Raw genomic sequence first — 17,203 nt, forward strand, 5'->3', positions numbered from 1 at the left:
CTAGGCCTGTGCTAACCAGCCGAGAATAAAATCGGCGATCTCCCCGGCTTCATTGAGATCCAACCTTGGCAGATGGAGATCATGAGGCGGGTCGCCGTCGCAGGCAAAGGCAATAATGGTGGGATCACCCGGATAGATCAGCGGTTTCCCGAGTGAGGCACGATGCAGTTCAATCTTGGGAAATGCCTCATGCTTGAAGCCTTCCACCAAAATCAAATCCAGAGCCGACTGATCCAGTTGGTTTACCATATCCTGTAAAATGGGGTCACCCCCACGGTCGGTCTCGACCATAAGCGCCCAGCGACGCCCTGAAGCAACCAGCATCTGAGAGGCACCGGCTTTGCGCAGTTCATAACTGTCCTTTCCCGGCTGGTCGATATCAAATTCGTGATGCGTATGCTTCACCATACCGACATGTAACCCCTGCGTTTTTAGCAGTGGCAACAGCTTCTTCAGAAGGGAAGTCTTGCCGGTGCCGCTATAGGCAGCGAAACCCAGAACCGGTATCTCAGACTGCAGCATTTAACCTGGCATCCTCGACGCGTGTGTATAAACAAATTGACACCGCAACACCGCTTAAGTGGGAGTAAAACATTGACCACCTGCACTTTTTACCCGCCATGACGTCAACACGACCATTATTTACCCAGACTGCCAAACACTGTTTTCAAGATATTCGTGGTGCGGGCAACGGGGTCCTTTCTAATCAACTGCTCCTGTTCCGCCAATTTCAGGAACAGGCCATCCAGCGCCCGGGCGGTAACATATTTATCCAGGTCCAGCGCATCCATATCCACATAAGAACCCAGAAAACCCACTTGGCCAATTAAGTTCTTATAGGCAGCGGTCACACCAACCTGTTTGGTGGCTTGCTGCACAATCGGCAAAACCGCGTCAGTCAGGCGGCGCCCTCCCTTAGCCTTGAAGTAGTCGGTCGCCGCAGTATCGCTACCGTTGAGAATGCCCCGTGCATCCTCCAGTGACATCTGGCGTATGGTATCGCCGAAAATCCCGAGCGTTTCAGGCACCGCCTTTTCCGCCGCTCGATTCAGTGTTGTCTCGAACTCATCCACCAACTGGTCCTGTCCGATCGCCCTGAGCCCTTTGGCAACACGCTTCAAACCGTCCGGCAGCGGGATTCGCACCTGCGCGTCATTCAGGTAACCGCCTTGGCGGCCGAGCAACGCAATGGCTTTTTCAGCACCGACGCGTAATGCATCCTTAAGTCCCTGGACAATCTGATCATTGCTCAGCGCCTTGGAAACCGCGGGAGCATCACTACCCGTCACCGCCTCCTTGGCCGAATTAAGCCAGGATTTCCAATCCGCTTGGACCGTTCCCGCCAGCAGTGCAGCACAAATTGTGAGTGCAAACCCGACCTTTTTCCGCTGCATACATGAACTCCCGAATTCCTGTTTTCCGTCATGTCGAACACCGTCAGGTAGACATTTTCCCCTGACCGTCGTAGGTATCACAGTGTAACAGATGTGTGTAAAACGCGGACATTCCCATTCCAGGGATGGTGTGCATGGATGGAGAGTATCTGAACTAACGCTGATCGCCAGGGTTTGCCTAATCAGGCAGGAAACCCTGGCGGAGAGGATCGGTATCGATTGGCAACGATAGGATCAGCGCGATGTGCTGGTACCTATCAACAGTGCAAATTTCAGTGCCTCATGTCGGCTGACACGTGCCGTCTGGTTTGCCGGAGCGTTACAGGTGAATCCCGGCGTACAACGCGGCACTCGGGCCACCATTCCTGCATCCTCAATCACGGCACGTTCCTGCAGATGAGAGGTAATAGCAGGGAATCCTTTTCCGGCTGAAATCGATCCATAGTTTTGGGTCGTACCCATGGCGGTAGTTGATGCCGCTAACAACATAGCAAGACCCATTACCGTTTTAGAACCCATATGTTCTGATCCGAATATTTTGCCCATGACGCCACCTCAGTATCTGCCCGGTTATCGCCCTCCCGAGTGAAAGTCTGGACATAACATTAGAGATAAACAAGCCCAAATCCGTTATATCAGCGGGTTTATTTACAAAGCGCTACTGTAATCCCAAAACGGTTTACGACAGCCTCCCAATCCGTGCGGAACCCCTTGGCACTCAATAGGTCGACTGGTTCACAGTAGGACCGGAGACATTGCAGGCGGGAAATACAGATCGAGGAAGAAAGCGAGCAAATCACAGGGTAGACAGGCCGTTATTTCGAGCCGTGCAGCATCACGACCAAGTCGGCTTCGCTACGGCTCAAACCCAGCTCTTGCACCAGCACGCTGGCCGAGGCTCCTTGCTGAACCAGTTGGATAGCTTCACCATAAGGACGATCAGGTTGGCTGGTTTCAATGGATTCCTGTCGATGGGCGAGGTCACGGCCAGTTCTTTCAAGATTACTGACTCGCTGATCCACACCTACAGCACCCGAGCAGAGTGCATTCAGGTTTTCGGTCAAGGAGTGAATTTGCGCCTCGGCCTCGCACAACCGTCGGGCATAATGACGTAATCGCAGACCCACGAGTATTATTGCCGCTATCGCCGAAACGGCTAGAAGAAGGGAGACAAGCGAAAGGATTTCCATAACAGGTTAATCAGGCGTAATCGTCTATTTTTGGATGTTTCCCTCCCCCGTCGCTTACCGGCTCAGGGGACGGCTGTTTCTTCTTTTTATTTTGTGGATCTGATTCGGGGCGCTTCTTTTTGGCATCATCACGGCGAACAGGCCAAGTCGGCTTGATCGGTGTTGGTTGGCTGATTTCCGGCACATTGCACCTCCCTCTCTCCACATAGTCAGAACATACCGACCTGGTCCCACTCCTCTTCGCTCAGCAACTTATTGAGATCTACCACTATCAACAAATCGTTATCACGGGTGGCGACGCCCTGAATGAACTTAGAACTGTCCTCATTCCCCACGTTTGGTGCGGAATCGATTTCGGAACCGCGCAGCTCAACCACTTCAGCGACACTATCCACCAAAATCCCCACGACTTGCATTTCGGATTCAATGATGACAATCCGGCTGGCTTCGTCGATGTCTCCGGGCGGTAACCCAAAACGGCTACGGGTATCAATCACGGTCACGACGTTTCCGCGCAAGTTGATAATACCCAGGACATAGGGTGGCGCACCGGGTACGGGAGCAATCTCAGTGACTCGTAAAACCTCTTGCACGTGCATCACATTGATGCCATAGGTCTCATCTTCCAGGCGAAATGTAACCAGTTGATAAACCGGATCATTTGCGGAACCCTCGGCAGCGCGAGTAGTCATGGTCGTACCTCTGCTTCACCTAAATTATATGTCAATTTAATGACGCCCATGTGGGCCATACCGGTTAACTGCATTATTTATGCCCAACCATATCGAGAAGCGCATCCACATTGAGCAGTACGCTCAGTTGGTCAATGACCGTACCGGCCATCCAAGAGCGGCAACCCTCCCCTCTTCGCCAACGTACACTCTCCTTTTCCAGCACCAGCGGACTTTGCAGGCTGTCGCAGGCCAATCCCCAGCGACCATCCCCGATAATCAGTACATGACTGCCACGCCGCCGCTTGTCAGAGACCTTCTCCATGCGCTCGGGCATGATCAACTGGGCCGTATCGATAACCACCACTCGTTGATCCCTGTGAACAAACACGCCCATGTACCAATCGGGCTGGCCCGGAATCTGGGTTAAATCCTGATCCCACTCGGTAATGCTGCTCAGCGCTGTGAGCGGAACCACCAAGTTCATACCGCGAACTTTAAAAGGCAGACATTGGAAACTTGAACGCCCCCACTCCGGGATAATCTCGACTGGTTCACTCGATAGCGATTCGGGTGTCTCTACTGCTGTATCGACCGACGGGACAATTTCTATAGCTGGCGGGGCTTGAACCGGCGCTTCGGTGTGCACCCCCTGGCGTATCTCCACCACTTTGGCCAGTTTGGGCGTCTCATCTACCGGGGGTGCCAAAATTGGCTGCGTCGTCTCCTGGTACTCTTCCACCTCACTCAGTAGTGCTGCCAAATAGGTATCAATGGCTTGCTCCGGAGCATGTAACACCGCTTTAGGTTTGTTGGGATCGGTACTCATTGCGCCACACCGGACAGCGGAAGCGGTTTCGGTTCACTCTGCAGCATCTCCAGCAACGCCGTATAGGCCTCTACGCCTTTTCCCCGCGGGTCGGCGACCGGTGGAGGAAGACCGACCTTACTCGCCTCTCTAAACTGGGTATCAACAGGAATCACCCCATTCCAGATATGTTCGCGATAGGTCTCTCTAAGTACCCGTAAACTGTCTACCGAGGCCCGGGTACGGCGATCAAACATAGTGGGGACAATCGTATAAGGCAGTGGGGTTGCCCGTGCTTTCAACACCATTTTTAACGTGTGAAGCATACGTTCCAGCCCTTTCAGGGCAAGAAATTCCGTCTGGACCGGGATCACCAACCTCTCACAGGCCGCCAGCGCATTCACCATCAATACACCCAGCATCGGAGGGCAGTCGATCATCACGTAGTCAAACTGCCCCGACAGAGATTCAAAAGCCCGTTTCAGCACCAAGCCCATCCCCTCCATACGTCCTGCCTGCCGATCCAACGTCGCCAGCGCAACCGATGCCGGTAAGAGTTGCAGCCCTTCCGTGCCGGTTTTGTACAACAGTGTGGCCGGGTCAATGGTTTTTTTATCCGCCGCTGCCTGAAACAGACTGTAGGTGCTCTCCTCGATAACATCGGGGTCGTACCGAAAATAACTGGTTAATGAACCGTGCGGGTCGATATCCACCAGCAACGTACGGAACCCCCATACCGAAAGGAGCCCCCCCAGCGTTACCGCGGTGGTGGTTTTGCCAACGCCCCCTTTCTGATTGGCAATTGTCCAGACCTTCATTTCACACCCCCGGGAGAAGCCTCAGGCGTGTATCCACTGCTATCCATCATCTGCTGCGACATAATAAGCAGATTGACACGTCGATTATTTTTCCTGCCCTCGGTTGTGTCGTTGCTGGAAAGCGGTCTGAATTCGCCGTAACCAATCGCTGCCATTCGATCGGAAGCGACGCCCAGCTTGGCGAAATAGTGCACCACGCTGGCGGCACGGGCAGCCGACAGTTCCCAGTTTGACGGAAAGCTAATGGTATTGATCGGGACATTATCGGTATGCCCCTCCACATTAATCATATTGGGCAACGGTTTGACGATCAGAATCACCTTGCGCAAGGCTTTGAGCGCCTCTCGCGAAAGTCGGGCGCTGCCGCTATCGAAGAGCATACTGCTCTTCATCTCGACCTCTATCCCCCTATCCGTGTGGGTCACATTAACTAGCCCTTGATCGGCATACTCAAGGAGCGACTTGGACAGCGAGTCCTGGACTGCATCCAGTGTCCGGATCTCGACAATGGAATCGCCACCCTGCTTTTCGGACATCGGGTCTGAACTCAGTTCTTGGGGACGGCTCTGCTCCGGAATAACCGGATCACCCATCTGCGGCTCAAGGGTACGCACTTCCTCACCGACCTGGATGGGATCCTTGCTGCGTACCGGGGCAACAAAAGCTTCCGTCAGGGTATTGGACAACACCCGATACTTACCGTCGTTGACCGACGAAATGGAGTACATCACGACAAAAAAAGCGAACAGCAGGGTAATAAAATCGGCATAGGAGACCAACCACCGTTCGTGGTTGTCATGCTCCTCATGCCGTCTTCTGCGCGCCATCAGATAATGTATCCCTGAAGTTTGGATTCAATATTGCGCGGGTTTTCCCCTTCGGCAATGGATACGATACCTTCCACCACCATTTCCCGATAATGTGTCCGGGTCAGCGCCAACGCCCTCAGTTTGTTGCCAAACGGAAGGAGAAACAGGTTTGCCAGTCCGACACCATAAATTGTAGCCACAAATGCCGTGGCGATACCGCTACCCAGCTTGCCGGGGTCCGCTAGATTCTGCATGACATGAATCAGGCCCATGACAGCACCGATAATACCGATCGTAGGCGAGTATCCGCCCATACCCTCAAAGACCCTGGCCGCCTGCAAATCATGGTGCTCACGGGTCTCTATCTCCACTTCCAGAATATTGCGGATAACTTCCGGCTCACTGCCGTCTACCAACAGTTGCATACCTTTGCGAATAAACAGATCCGGTTCCTTTTCCGCTATCTCTTCCAGTCCGAGCAAGCCCTCTTTTCTGGCGATATTGCTCCAATCCACCAGTTTTTTGATGGTGGGATTCAACTGTTGCCTGGGTGGTTTGAAGACACTTCCCGCCGAACGCAGGGCATGCAAAAACACCGACATCGGCGTCTGCAGCATGATGGCACCCACGGTGCCGCCAAACACAATCACCAACGCCGGCCCGTTAGCCAGCGCCCCTACCTCGCCGCCTTCCAGCGCATTCCCTCCCAGGATTGCGCCAAAGGCGATAATGACACCGACTATGCTCAGATAATCCACATCACACCGCCTTGATCAGATTGGGGCCGATATCCGCCAGGGCTAGTACACGATCGGATAGCCCTGCCTTTTCTACCGCCTGAGGCATTCCGTATACCACACAGCTCTCCTCGCTTTGCGACCAAATAGTCGAACCTCCCTCCTTGAGTGCACGTGCCGCCTGTTTTCCATCCGCCCCCATTCCGGTCAAAATAATGGCCAACACTTCACGTGGCATCAAACGGGCGGCTGATCCGAAACTCACATCCACACATGGACGATAGGTCTGATCCGAAGTGCTCTCCTTGATTCTGATGACAGCCCCCTCTCCGCGGCGTTCCAGAATCATCTGTTTGCCACCCGGCGCAAGAAAGGCGTGTCCCGGACGCAGCAGATCACCATCAACCGCCTCTTTGACGCTAACGGCACACTGGGTATCGAGCCGCTCCGCATAGGCCGGGGTAAAACTGGCCGGCATATGCACAACAATGATTATCGGCAAGGGGAAATCGCTGGGCAGTGCAGCGAGCAACGTTTGAATAGCCACCGGCCCACCCGTGGATGCCCCAATAGCCACCAGTTTGTAACTTCCGCGATGGACCGGAGCAACTGCCCTGGGCTCGACAGGCTTGACGGACGGTTGGGGTCGTATAATGGTACCGAGCCGACGCGTGACGCCGCGCGTTCCGATTGCCAACACCCGCCGGACCAGCAGTTTCGATGCTTCTTGACCCGTTGAACTATCGAACTGCTTGGGCAGGAAATCCACCGCACCCGCTTCTAGCGCATCCAGCGTCGCCTTGGCCCCTTCGTGGGTTAATGACGAAAACATCAGGATCGGCGTCGGATTTTCCGCCACAATACGTTTTACCGCACTGATGCCATCGAGTACCGGCATCTCCACGTCCATGGTGATCACATCCGGCTTCAGCCGCCGGGCTTCCCGTATTGCGCTCTGTCCATCACCGGCAAAACCGACCACTTCTATCGCCGGATCCGTGCCCAGAATAGAGGCTATCCTTCTGCGGAAGAAGGCCGAATCATCAACGATCAGTACACGCACCCGGGAGGCAATCATGGGTGCGCATCTCGCTGATTACCTGGAGTTGGCAGGAGACGATTAAAACTTACCGCAACCACCTCTCGCGAATTGGATTGGCGATCAGCGACGGGCATATTTTCTCATCAGCCCCGGGATATCAAGGATCAGGGCTATATTACCGTCACCCGTAATCGTCGCCCCTGCCATGCCGTCCAAGCCCTGCAACAGAGCGCCTAGAGGTTTAATAACCACCTCTTCCTGGCCGATCAGATGATCCACCACCAATCCGACCTGGGTATTGCCCACCGTCACGACGACAACGTGACCGACCGATTCACGGTTCTCCCGCGAACTGTTCGGCACCAACCACTTATGCAGGTAGAAAAGCGGTAACGCCCGCTCACGAACCATGATGGTTAACTGTCCATCCACTACATTGGTACGGCGCAGATCCAAATTAAATATTTCCACCACACTCGCCAACGGCAAGGCAAACGGCTGCGTACCTAAAACCACCATCAAGGTTGGTAGAATGGCCAGTGTCAGCGGCAGTTTAATGGTGATCAAACTCCCTTTTCCGTACTCGGAGTCAATCTCAACCTGGCCATTCATCTGGGCGATGCGGGTCTTCACCACGTCCATGCCGACCCCGCGTCCCGAAACATCGGAGATCTCTGTCTTGGTCGAGAACCCGGCCGCGAATATCAGGTTATAGCAATCTTTATCATCCAGACGCGCCGCGGCCTCTTCATCCATCATGCCCTTCTCAACCGCCTTGCGACGCAGCACATCGGGATCCATGCCTTTACCGTCATCAGCGATCGTCAGCAGGATATGGTCGCCAGCCTGAGCCGCTGAAAGTACCACCTTGCCTTTACGGGGCTTGCCGGCCGCTTCCCGCTCATCCGGACTTTCGATGCCATGATCCACCGCGTTACGCACCAGGTGCACCATGGGATCGGAGAGCGCCTCGACCAGATTTTTATCCAGGTCGGTCTCTTCACCGTGCAGTTCAAGATCGATCTCCTTCTTGAGACTGCGTGCCAAATCCCTCACCACCCGGGGAAAACGGCCAAATACCTTTTTCACCGGTTGCATGCGGGTCTTCATCACCGAGTTCTGCAGATCCGAAGTCACCACATCCAGATTGGCTACCGCCGTGGCTACCTCTTCGTCTCCAAGCTTGGCCTTGAGCGTTTCCAGACGATTGCGCACCAACACCAGTTCGCCGACCATATTCATGATCTCATCCAACCTGGCGGTATCAACACGGATAGTGGTTTCTGCCGTAGCCGGAGGGGCCTTGCGGGCTTGTCCGGCGTCGTTTTTTTCTGGGGCCTTTGCTTTTTCAGGGGCAGATCGCTGTATAGTCGGCTTCGGCTTTTCCGACGGTTTTGAGGCCGGTTTAGCTGGCTTGGCGGCAGCACTTGACTTGGCGCTCGGAGCTTCCGCCACGCCATTGATCGCGCCGAACTGACCCTTGCCATGCAATTCATCGAGCAGGGCGTCGAACTCTTCTTCCGTTATCTCATCGGAGTCTGCCGTCGCGGCAGCGGCGACCTGGGGGACAGGCGATTTGGCCCTGGCGGCGGCCGCCTTCTCTTCAGCCGCCGTCGGCACCCCCTTAAACTGCCCCTTTCCATGCAATTGATCCAGGAGGTTTTCAAACTCTTCCTCAGTGATGTCATCACCGCCAGCGGGAGCCGCCTCAGTTACCGGCTCCGCTTTCACCGGGTCGGCTTGAGCGGGAACGCCGCCGTGCTTGCCGGTTCCGTGAAGCTGGTCCAGCAGCTTTTCAAACTCCTCTTCGGTAATATCATCGCCGCCAAGCGCCGGGTCGACAGGCGATCCTGCTGCCTCAACCACCTGGGCAGGTTCGGGGTCTGATTCGGGTTCGGGCTCAGATTCGGCTGCGGATGTAACAGTAGGAACCTCATCCGCTACTTCACTTTCAGGAACAGCCAATTGGTGGAGCGTTTCAATCAATACCGGGTCAGCGTCATCCGGCTCTTCACCCGATTGCACCTTGGCAAACATCTCATTAACAACGTCGAGCACCTGGAGCACGGCGTCCATCAGGACCGCATCTACCCGACGCTGCCCCTGGCGCAAAAGATTAAATACGTCCTCTGCGCGGTGGCAAACCGTTACCAGCGGGTCAATACTCAGAAAACCTGCGCCGCCCTTGATGGTATGGAAGCCACGAAAAACCGCATTCAAGAGATCATAATCGTCGGGGCGTTGTTCTAGATCCACCAACTGTTCATTCAGTTGCTCAAGGATTTCCCCGGCCTCAACCAGGAAGTCCTGCAGGATCTCGTCATCCATATCAATGGCCATGCTTCGACACCTCTAAAAGCCCAAACTGGATAGCAGGTCATCCACATCATCCTGTCCATTGACCGTATTGCCCTGATCAATGCCGGGAATAACGGGTCCTTCCAGTTTCTTTGCATCTTTTTGTTTTTCTGGCAATTTTGAGCCGGATATCCGAACCAGCTGTACCAGCTTGTCTTCAACATCGTGTACCAGGGTGATCACTTGCCGGATAATTTGTCCGGTCAGGTCCTGGAAGTCCTGAGCCATCAACACATCGGTCAAATGACTATGCAACTGCTTCGACCTTTCCGTTGTCAAGGTCAGAAAACTACCCAAATCCTTACTCAACTCCCGAAAATCATCGACCGACAGCTCCCGATTGCAGAAGCGTTCCCATTGCGCTGAAATTGCCAGTGCCTTTTTGCCCAGGTCATCCGCCAGCGGTAACCCTGCTTCTACGGCTCCCAAGGTTTTATTGGCGGATTTTTCAGTCATGCTGATTACGTAGGTCAATCGTTCACTGGCATCCGGAATATCTATTTGTGCCATCTCATTGATGCGGGGATCCAACAGAAACTCATTGATCGCCTCATGCAGCTCCCGTGTGAGCCGCCCTACCTCAACAAACAGTTTGCTCTCAACACCTTCCGAGAGCATGGCGCTAATATGCGTCGCCTCTTCCTCGTTGCCTGCCTCAAGCTGTTCAACCAGTTGTCTTGCCAGCATCAGACGTTCATCACTATCCATACAGTTCTCCAGACGGATTTGTCATGCTGACGCTTAGCTGCCTACACGTTCAAAAATCTTGCTTATCTTCTCTTCCAGAGTTACGGCGGTGAACGGTTTCACCACATATCCATTGACACCTGCCTGTGCCGCCTCAATGATCTGTTCGCGCTTTGACTCAGCCGTTACCATCAACACCGGCAATTTCACCAGATTCGGATCCGCACGCACCGCCTTCAGCAGATCAATACCGGTCATACCCGGCATATTCCAGTCCGTTACCAGGAAATCAAAGTTACCTGACTGCAACATGGGCAAAGCGGTATTACCATCGTCTGCTTCCTGAGTGTTGGTAAACCCCAGGTCCCGAAGCAGATTCTTAATAATCCGTCGCATTGTGGAAAAATCGTCCACAATGAGAATCTTCATGTTTTTATTCAAGGCAACCTCCAAACTCGATGCCGTTATGCGTTTTCATAAACCGATCAGAACTCATCTGTATCGGATAACCAATCTGCCAGGCGGGCGCGTAGTCGCAACGTCGCCTGGCTATGTATCTGGCACACCCTGGACTCACTGACGCCAAGAACCTGGCCAATCTCTCTCAAGTTCATCTCTTCGTCGTAATAGAGTGCGATAACCAATCTCTCTCTTTCCGGCAAACCGGCGATAGCCTCTGCCAGGGCCTTCTTAAAGGCGTCTTTCTGCATGCCGTCAAACAGCCCCGCCGACTCGCTGTCGTTGCCGTCGTAGGGGAGCTCGCCCACCGCCTGCAGCTCTTCAATACTAAAGATCCGGCAGCCCGCCGCATCCTGCAGAATGCGATGATACTGAACTAAATTCATATCCAGTATCTCTGCCACTTCTACATCCCGTGCATCCCGCCCCTGTTCATTCTCTATGGATCGCATGGCATCCGCGACCATTCTGGCTTTCCGATGTACTGACCGGGGAGTCCAATCGCTACGCCGAATCTCATCCAGCATGGCTCCCCGTATGCGAATCCCTGCATAAGTTTCGAAGCTGGCCCCCTGGCTGGGATCGTAATTTCTGCTTGCCTCAAGCAAACCGATCATCCCTGCCTGTATCAGATCATCCGCCTGAACATTGGGTGGCAGACGGTTCATCAGATGATAAGCAATACGCTTGACCAGTGGCGCATGCCGGTTCACCAAGGTGTCGGCATCCATCTCCTGAATCGCGGTATAGCTCGCTAATCCGTTCACCGGCCTATCTCCCCGCTCTGACTTGTGTATTGAATCAGCCGTTCCACGAAGAACTGCAGGTGCCCGCTAGCACCGTCCGGTACAGGCCAGTTATCGGCCTTTTGCGCCAGATTCTTGAATATTTTTGCGATATGGCTACGCGGGTTGGCTTGAACCACGGGTTTTTGTGATTTCACGGCCTTTCTGAGATTTTCGTCGTAAGGAATGCTGCCCATGTAGGTAAGCATAACATCCAGGTACTGGTCTGTGACACGGCACATCTTGTTATAAAGATTGCGCCCCTCTTCAGCCGTGCGGGTCATGTTCGCCAGAATACGGAACCGATCCAGCCCATACTCCCTGTTGAGCAGCTTGATCATGGCGTAAGCATCCGTGATTGATGCCGGTTCATCGCAAACCACCACGATTAACTCCTGCGCCGCTCGACTAAAGCTGACCACAGTATCGGAGATACCCGCCGCCGTGTCGATAATCAACACATCCAGATCGCCGCCCACATCACTGAAGGCGCGGATCAGACCGGCATGCTCAGCGGCACTCAATTCGGCCATCTGCTGCACACCCGATGCCCCGGGCACCACCCGAATGCCGGCCGGCCCCTGCAATACGACCTCTTCCAGAGAGCGTTCACCACTTAACACATGGGACAGGTCGTACTGCGGATGCAGACCCAATACCACATCGATATTGGCGAGCCCAAGGTCGGCATCGAGCAACATCACTCGACGCCCCATCTCCGCCATGGCAACGGCCAGGTTTACCGAAATATTGGTCTTACCGACTCCGCCTTTACCTCCCGTGACCGCGATTACCCGTACCGGTGTAGGCTGTACCATGCGTCTTAATCCTGCTGCTTGATCAGTTATTGGGTCAACCATGAGCATTTGCTCTCGCACCTCCGAGCGCCAGGGCCAGGTATTCGTCGGAATACTCCGCGCCCCCATTGCTACATGCCACGGCCTTGCTGACCAGCGTATGCGAACGAGCCAAATGGAGGTCTTCGGGTACCTTCTGACCGTCAGCAAAAAAGGCCAAGGGTAGCGCCTTGTGTATCAACGCTGAAAGCGCACCACCCAGTGAACCGGCCTCATCCACTTTCGTCAAAATACAGGCCTCGGGTTTGGCCGCACCAAACGCGCTGATCGCCTGTTCCATGGAGGAGTAATCGGTGGCGGCAGAGAGGGTCAGGAAGCTGCGCACACCCTGACCGGCCACATCCAGCAGTGCCAGCTGTTCACTCAGCCTGACGTCACGCTGGCTCATACCGGCCGTATCGATCAATATCAACCGTTTACCGGTCAATCCGTTCAGCGCCACAGCCAACTCTTCGCGAGTGCCAGCTGATCGTACCGGGACATCCAGGATCCTGGCATAGGTATTTAACTGCTCCTGGGCGCCGATGCGGTAATTGTCTGTGGAGATCAACGCCACTTGACGGGTGCCGTAACGCAGGGCAAAACGGGCGGCCAGCTTAGCCACTGTCGTGGTCTTGCCCACACCGGTAGGACCAATTAGCGCAAACACTCCGCCCTGTTCCAGCAGATCATCACCGACGGTTTGGATCTGGTTGGCAAGATAATAGAGTGCCTTTCTCCAAGCCTGGTCAGCTGTCTCTACGTCGGTGACGCTTTCAACCAGCTCACCGCAGATATCGGGACTGATGGAGAGTCCCATCAGTTTGCGGAAAAGGTCACGCGTCTCCGGCTTGTGGTGTCCCATCTCCCGCCAGCTTAATCCGGAAAGCTCATTTTCCATCATACGACGAAGTGCCCGCATCTCCTGACGCATTTCAACCAGGACCGGATCCTGACTCCACTCCACCTTGGGAATTACCTGCTCCTTCAATGCAGCCACAGAAGCTACAGGTGGGGTGGATGCGGCAGCGGGAGCACTTTTCCGCTCCTGGCGGGTCGATTTGACCGGCTCCAGCGTGGGTTTCGTATGGATTTCCGGCGAGGGGATAAAGGCGGCGGCATCATAATCAATAGCCGCCACCAGCTCGACACCACCATCGACCTTTTTGTTGGAGAGAATGACCGCATCGGAGCCCAGCGCCTCGCGAACCTGTCGCAATGCCTGCCTGATATCCGATGCAAAAAAGCGTTTAATCTTCATACCTAGCTTTCCCTGCAGCCAGCTACACGATCAAACGGCTCTTTAACTCGCCATTTTCAAATGATCGACCGTTTAGCGATGGCTGCCTTATGTGTCTGCATTGGGCCTGCCCACCGTGGCAACCACTTTGATCTTGCGGTTGTCCGGTATTTCGTTATACGAGAGTACGCTCATGCCCGGCACGCTGTGCTTGACGAAACGCGCCATCCACATGCGAATGGGCGCCGCGACCAGAAGAATACTCTCTTGTCCTGCTGTTTCCTGTTGGCTGGCGGTTTCGACCAGCGCTTTCTGTAACTGTTCGGCCAGACCGGGTTCGAACCCGACGCCCCCCTCTTGGGTAGGCTGAATCGTTTGCTGCAATATCTGTTCCAATCCAGGATCCAACACCACAACAGGAATTTCTTCAACAGGACCAACAAGTTGCTGAACAATCGAACGAGAGAGTGCGACCCGGGTTTTGGCGGTCAGAGCGCCGAGGTCTTGACTCTGGGTACCGTATTCCGCCAATGTTTCGGCAATCGTGCGGATATCGCGGATCGGCACGCCCTCCGAAAGCAGGTTCTGCAGTATCTTCAGCAGTTGCCCCAATGTCAGAACCGACGGCACCAGATCTTCCACCAATTTCGGCGCACTGCGGCCAAGCACTTCCATCAACTGCTGCACCTCTTCATGCCCAATCAACTCATGGGCATGCGACTGCAATATCTCACTCAGGTGGGTCGCCACAACCGTGCTGGCATCGACGACGGTATAACCCAGGGTCTGTGCCTGATCCCGCTGTGAGGCGTCGATCCAGACCGCTTCCAGACCAAAGGCCGGATCGGTGGTGGTTACGCCCTGCAACGTCCCGAACACTCTGCCCGGATTAATCGCCAGTTCCCGGTCCGGGTAGATCTCGGCTTCACCGATGGTGACGCCGTTTAGCGATATACGGTATCCACCGGGGCTGAGGTCTAGGTTATCCCGAATATGTACCGGCTGGATCAGAAAGCCCAACTCCTGGGATAACTTCTTGCGCACGCCCTTGATACGGTTCATCAACTGCCCGCCTTGATTCTTGTCCACTAACGGGATGAGGCGGTATCCCACCTCCAGACCGATAATGTCGACCGGCTGTACATCTTCCCAGGTTAGCTCTTTCTGTTCGGGTAATGGCGGTGGCTCCGGCATGGTCTCCACCGTCGCCGCCACTTGCTCGCGTTGCTGACGCTGCACTATCCACCAGGCACCGCCTCCTGCCAGCGCAGCCAGGGTCAGAAAAGCAAAATTTGGCATACCGGGGATAATACCCATCAGACCCAATACCACCGCGGTAATGGTCAGCGCTTTGGGATTGGTGAACAGTTGGGTGATGATCTGCCCACCCATGTCCTCTTTTGAGGAGGCCACCCGGGTAACAATGATGGCCGCCGAAGTGGAGAGCAGCAGCGACGGAATCTGCGCCACCAGTCCGTCACCGATCGTCAGCAACGCATAAAAACGCAGCGCCGTCGACAGATCCAAGTCATGCTGCAGCATGCCAATGGAGAGGCCACCCAGGATATTAATAAACAGGATCAGGATACCGGCCACGGCATCGCCACGGACAAACTTACTGGCACCGTCCATCGCGCCGTAAAAATCGGCCTCTTGGGCCACCTCTTCACGTCGCGCCCTGGCCTCATCCTGATCGATCAACCCCGCATTGAGATCGGCATCGATAGCCATCTGCTTGCCCGGCATGGCGTCCAAAGTGAAACGGGCACTGACTTCCGAAACACGCCCCGCACCCTTGGTGACCACCACGAAGTTGATAATCACCAGGATGGCAAACACCACCAAGCCTACTGCGTAGTTGCCGCCGATCACAAAGGCGCCAAACGCCTCGATCACCTTACCGGCGGCATCCCCACCCTGGTGCCCTTCCAGCAACACCACGCGGGTCGAGGCGACATTGAGCGCCAGACGTAACAGGGTCGCCACCAGCAGGAGACTGGGAAATACGCTGAATTCAAGCGGTCGGAGGGTGTACACCACCACCATGACAACAATCAGCGACAGGGCGATATTGAAGGTAAAGAAGATATCCAGTGCCAGCGGAGGTAACGGGATGACCACCATCACCAGCAGCATCACCAGGACCAGCGGTGCGCCCAGCCCCCGAGCACCGGAAGCCTTCACATTGTTGAGGATCGCTGTCGCATCCATTATTCAGACTCCAGATAGATCTACTCAGGTACCTTTAACTCGTCAGGTATCTGCAATTCATCAGGTTCAGACGGCCGTTTACCCTGACCCGGCACATAGGCCTTGAGCTGGAAAACGTAGGCCAGTATCTTGGCCACCGCGAGATAGAGGCCGGCCGGGATCGGCTCGCCCAGTTCGGTATGGAAATAGATAGCCCGTGCCAGTGACGGCGACTCGATAATTGGCACTTCATGCTCCGTACCCACACGGCGAATATTGGCCGCCACCAACTCCGTACCTTTGGCCACCACAATCGGCGCATTCATGCGCAGTTGGTTGTAGCGCAAAGCCACCGCATAGTGGGTCGGATTGGTCACAATCACATCCGCCTTCGGGACCTCTTCCATCATCCGTTGGTTCGCCATTTCGCGCTGCAACTGACGTATCCGCCCACGCACTTCCGGCCGACCCTCGGTATCCTTCATCTCCTCCCTGATCTCCTGACGGGTCATTTTCAGCTGTCGTTTGTGATCCCAAATCTGAAATGGGACATCCACCGCGGCGACCAGTATCAGCGATGAAGAGATCAGCACGAACGCCCAGCCGATCAAGTTCACCAGTTCTTTAATAGCCGACGCCAGTTCCATGCCACTCAAATGGAGAAATGAGTCCAGTGTCAGCCACAGGACCAGCGCTGTCGCACCGCCCACCAGGAAAAACTTCGCCATGGCCTTGGCCAGTTCAATCAATCCCTTGAGGGAGAAAAGACGCTTCAATCCCTTAAGAGGATTCAGTTTGCTCAGTTGCGGGGTTAACGCTTCCCCGCTAAATGCCACGCCGCCCAGGGCGATGGAACTGAGCACTGCCACCACTGCCACCACAACGAAAAACGGCGCCAACATCAGCAAGGCATCCTGGATGCTTGAGATCAACCGCCGTGTCATCGCCGTCGGGTCAAACATATCGCCCCTGGCGATGGTCAGACTCTCGCTCATGATGTTGGCAAGTCCGTCACCCATGCTGCCACTCATCCCCACCAGCGCCATTCCGCCGATAAGGGTAATAGCCATGGTATTTAACTCTTTAGAACGGGCAATCTGCCCTTTCTTTTTGGCATCATCCAACCGTTTGGATGTGGGTTCTTCTGTTTTCTCCTGACCATCTTCATTTTCTGCCATG

The 17,203-nt window shown here is 54.8% G+C and carries 19 protein-coding genes; all 19 read right to left on the reverse strand.

The features are described 5' to 3' along the window. Positions 1–522, reverse strand: coding sequence for a molybdopterin-guanine dinucleotide biosynthesis protein MobB (gene mobB / locus ACQY5R_RS00090; RefSeq protein WP_428603113.1), 522 nt, complete (start codon positions 520–522; stop codon positions 1–3). A gap of 116 nt (positions 523–638) precedes the next feature. Then, positions 639–1,394, reverse strand: a complete 756-nt coding sequence (locus tag ACQY5R_RS00095) for a DUF4197 domain-containing protein (RefSeq protein WP_428603115.1) — start codon at positions 1,392–1,394, stop codon at positions 639–641. 234 nt (positions 1,395–1,628) lie between these two features. Continuing rightward, positions 1,629–1,940: a hypothetical protein gene (locus tag ACQY5R_RS00100; RefSeq protein WP_428603117.1), complete on the reverse strand. Its 312-nt coding sequence runs from the start codon at positions 1,938–1,940 to the stop codon at positions 1,629–1,631. Between the two features lie 269 nt (positions 1,941–2,209). After that, on the reverse strand, positions 2,210–2,521 hold the full coding sequence (locus tag ACQY5R_RS00105) for a DUF2802 domain-containing protein (protein ID WP_428603119.1): 312 nt from the start codon (positions 2,519–2,521) through the stop codon (positions 2,210–2,212). Between the two features lie 73 nt (positions 2,522–2,594). Next, positions 2,595–2,768 carry a hypothetical protein gene (locus tag ACQY5R_RS00110; RefSeq protein ID WP_428603121.1) on the reverse strand — a complete coding sequence of 58 codons (174 nt, stop codon included), beginning with the start codon at positions 2,766–2,768 and terminating at the stop codon, positions 2,595–2,597. Between the two features lie 25 nt (positions 2,769–2,793). Further along, positions 2,794–3,276: a chemotaxis protein CheW gene (locus tag ACQY5R_RS00115; RefSeq protein ID WP_428603123.1), complete on the reverse strand. Its 483-nt coding sequence runs from the start codon at positions 3,274–3,276 to the stop codon at positions 2,794–2,796. 73 nt (positions 3,277–3,349) lie between these two features. Then, positions 3,350–4,084, reverse strand: a complete 735-nt coding sequence (locus tag ACQY5R_RS00120) for a chemotaxis protein CheW (RefSeq protein ID WP_428603125.1) — start codon at positions 4,082–4,084, stop codon at positions 3,350–3,352. Next, a complete protein-coding gene (locus tag ACQY5R_RS00125; RefSeq protein WP_428603127.1) occupies positions 4,081–4,881 on the reverse strand; it encodes a ParA family protein in 801 nt (266 codons plus the stop codon). The genes ACQY5R_RS00120 and ACQY5R_RS00125 overlap by 4 nt, the downstream gene beginning before the upstream one ends. Further along, positions 4,878–5,708, reverse strand: coding sequence for a flagellar motor protein MotD (gene motD, locus ACQY5R_RS00130; RefSeq protein WP_428603129.1), 831 nt, complete (start codon positions 5,706–5,708; stop codon positions 4,878–4,880). Before motD ends, ACQY5R_RS00125 begins: the two co-directional genes overlap by 4 nt. Continuing rightward, the gene (locus tag ACQY5R_RS00135) at positions 5,708–6,448 is read right to left on the reverse strand and encodes a flagellar motor protein (protein ID WP_428603131.1); all 741 of its coding nucleotides are present in this window, start codon (positions 6,446–6,448) and stop codon (positions 5,708–5,710) included. The genes motD and ACQY5R_RS00135 overlap by 1 nt, the downstream gene beginning before the upstream one ends. A gap of 1 nt (position 6,449) precedes the next feature. Next, positions 6,450–7,505 carry a protein-glutamate methylesterase/protein-glutamine glutaminase gene (locus ACQY5R_RS00140; RefSeq protein ID WP_428603133.1) on the reverse strand — a complete coding sequence of 352 codons (1,056 nt, stop codon included), beginning with the start codon at positions 7,503–7,505 and terminating at the stop codon, positions 6,450–6,452. 84 nt (positions 7,506–7,589) lie between these two features. Then, the gene (locus ACQY5R_RS00145) at positions 7,590–9,809 is read right to left on the reverse strand and encodes a chemotaxis protein CheA (RefSeq protein ID WP_428603135.1); all 2,220 of its coding nucleotides are present in this window, start codon (positions 9,807–9,809) and stop codon (positions 7,590–7,592) included. 12 nt (positions 9,810–9,821) lie between these two features. Further along, entirely contained in the window at positions 9,822–10,535 is a 714-nt protein-coding gene (locus tag ACQY5R_RS00150) for a protein phosphatase CheZ (RefSeq protein WP_428603137.1), read from the reverse strand. Between the two features lie 33 nt (positions 10,536–10,568). Continuing rightward, on the reverse strand, positions 10,569–10,943 hold the full coding sequence (gene cheY / locus ACQY5R_RS00155) for a chemotaxis response regulator CheY (RefSeq protein ID WP_029135170.1): 375 nt from the start codon (positions 10,941–10,943) through the stop codon (positions 10,569–10,571). 56 nt (positions 10,944–10,999) lie between these two features. Further along, positions 11,000–11,740, reverse strand: a complete 741-nt coding sequence (locus ACQY5R_RS00160; protein WP_428603140.1) for an RNA polymerase sigma factor FliA — start codon at positions 11,738–11,740, stop codon at positions 11,000–11,002. Continuing rightward, positions 11,737–12,576: a MinD/ParA family protein gene (locus ACQY5R_RS00165; protein WP_428603142.1), complete on the reverse strand. Its 840-nt coding sequence runs from the start codon at positions 12,574–12,576 to the stop codon at positions 11,737–11,739. The genes ACQY5R_RS00160 and ACQY5R_RS00165 overlap by 4 nt, the downstream gene beginning before the upstream one ends. Positions 12,577–12,610: 34 nt before the next feature. Further along, positions 12,611–13,855, reverse strand: a complete 1,245-nt coding sequence (gene flhF / locus ACQY5R_RS00170) for a flagellar biosynthesis protein FlhF (RefSeq protein WP_428603144.1) — start codon at positions 13,853–13,855, stop codon at positions 12,611–12,613. A gap of 87 nt (positions 13,856–13,942) precedes the next feature. Beyond that, positions 13,943–16,045: a flagellar biosynthesis protein FlhA gene (gene flhA / locus ACQY5R_RS00175; protein WP_428603146.1), complete on the reverse strand. Its 2,103-nt coding sequence runs from the start codon at positions 16,043–16,045 to the stop codon at positions 13,943–13,945. 20 nt (positions 16,046–16,065) lie between these two features. Then, positions 16,066–17,202 (reverse strand): flagellar biosynthesis protein FlhB, encoded by a 1,137-nt coding sequence (gene flhB, locus ACQY5R_RS00180; protein ID WP_428603148.1) that lies wholly within the window; start codon positions 17,200–17,202, stop codon positions 16,066–16,068. Position 17,203 lies beyond the last annotated feature (1 nt).

Source organism: Sedimenticola sp., assembly GCF_050289425.1.
Taxonomy (GTDB): domain Bacteria; phylum Pseudomonadota; class Gammaproteobacteria; order Chromatiales; family Chromatiaceae; genus Sedimenticola.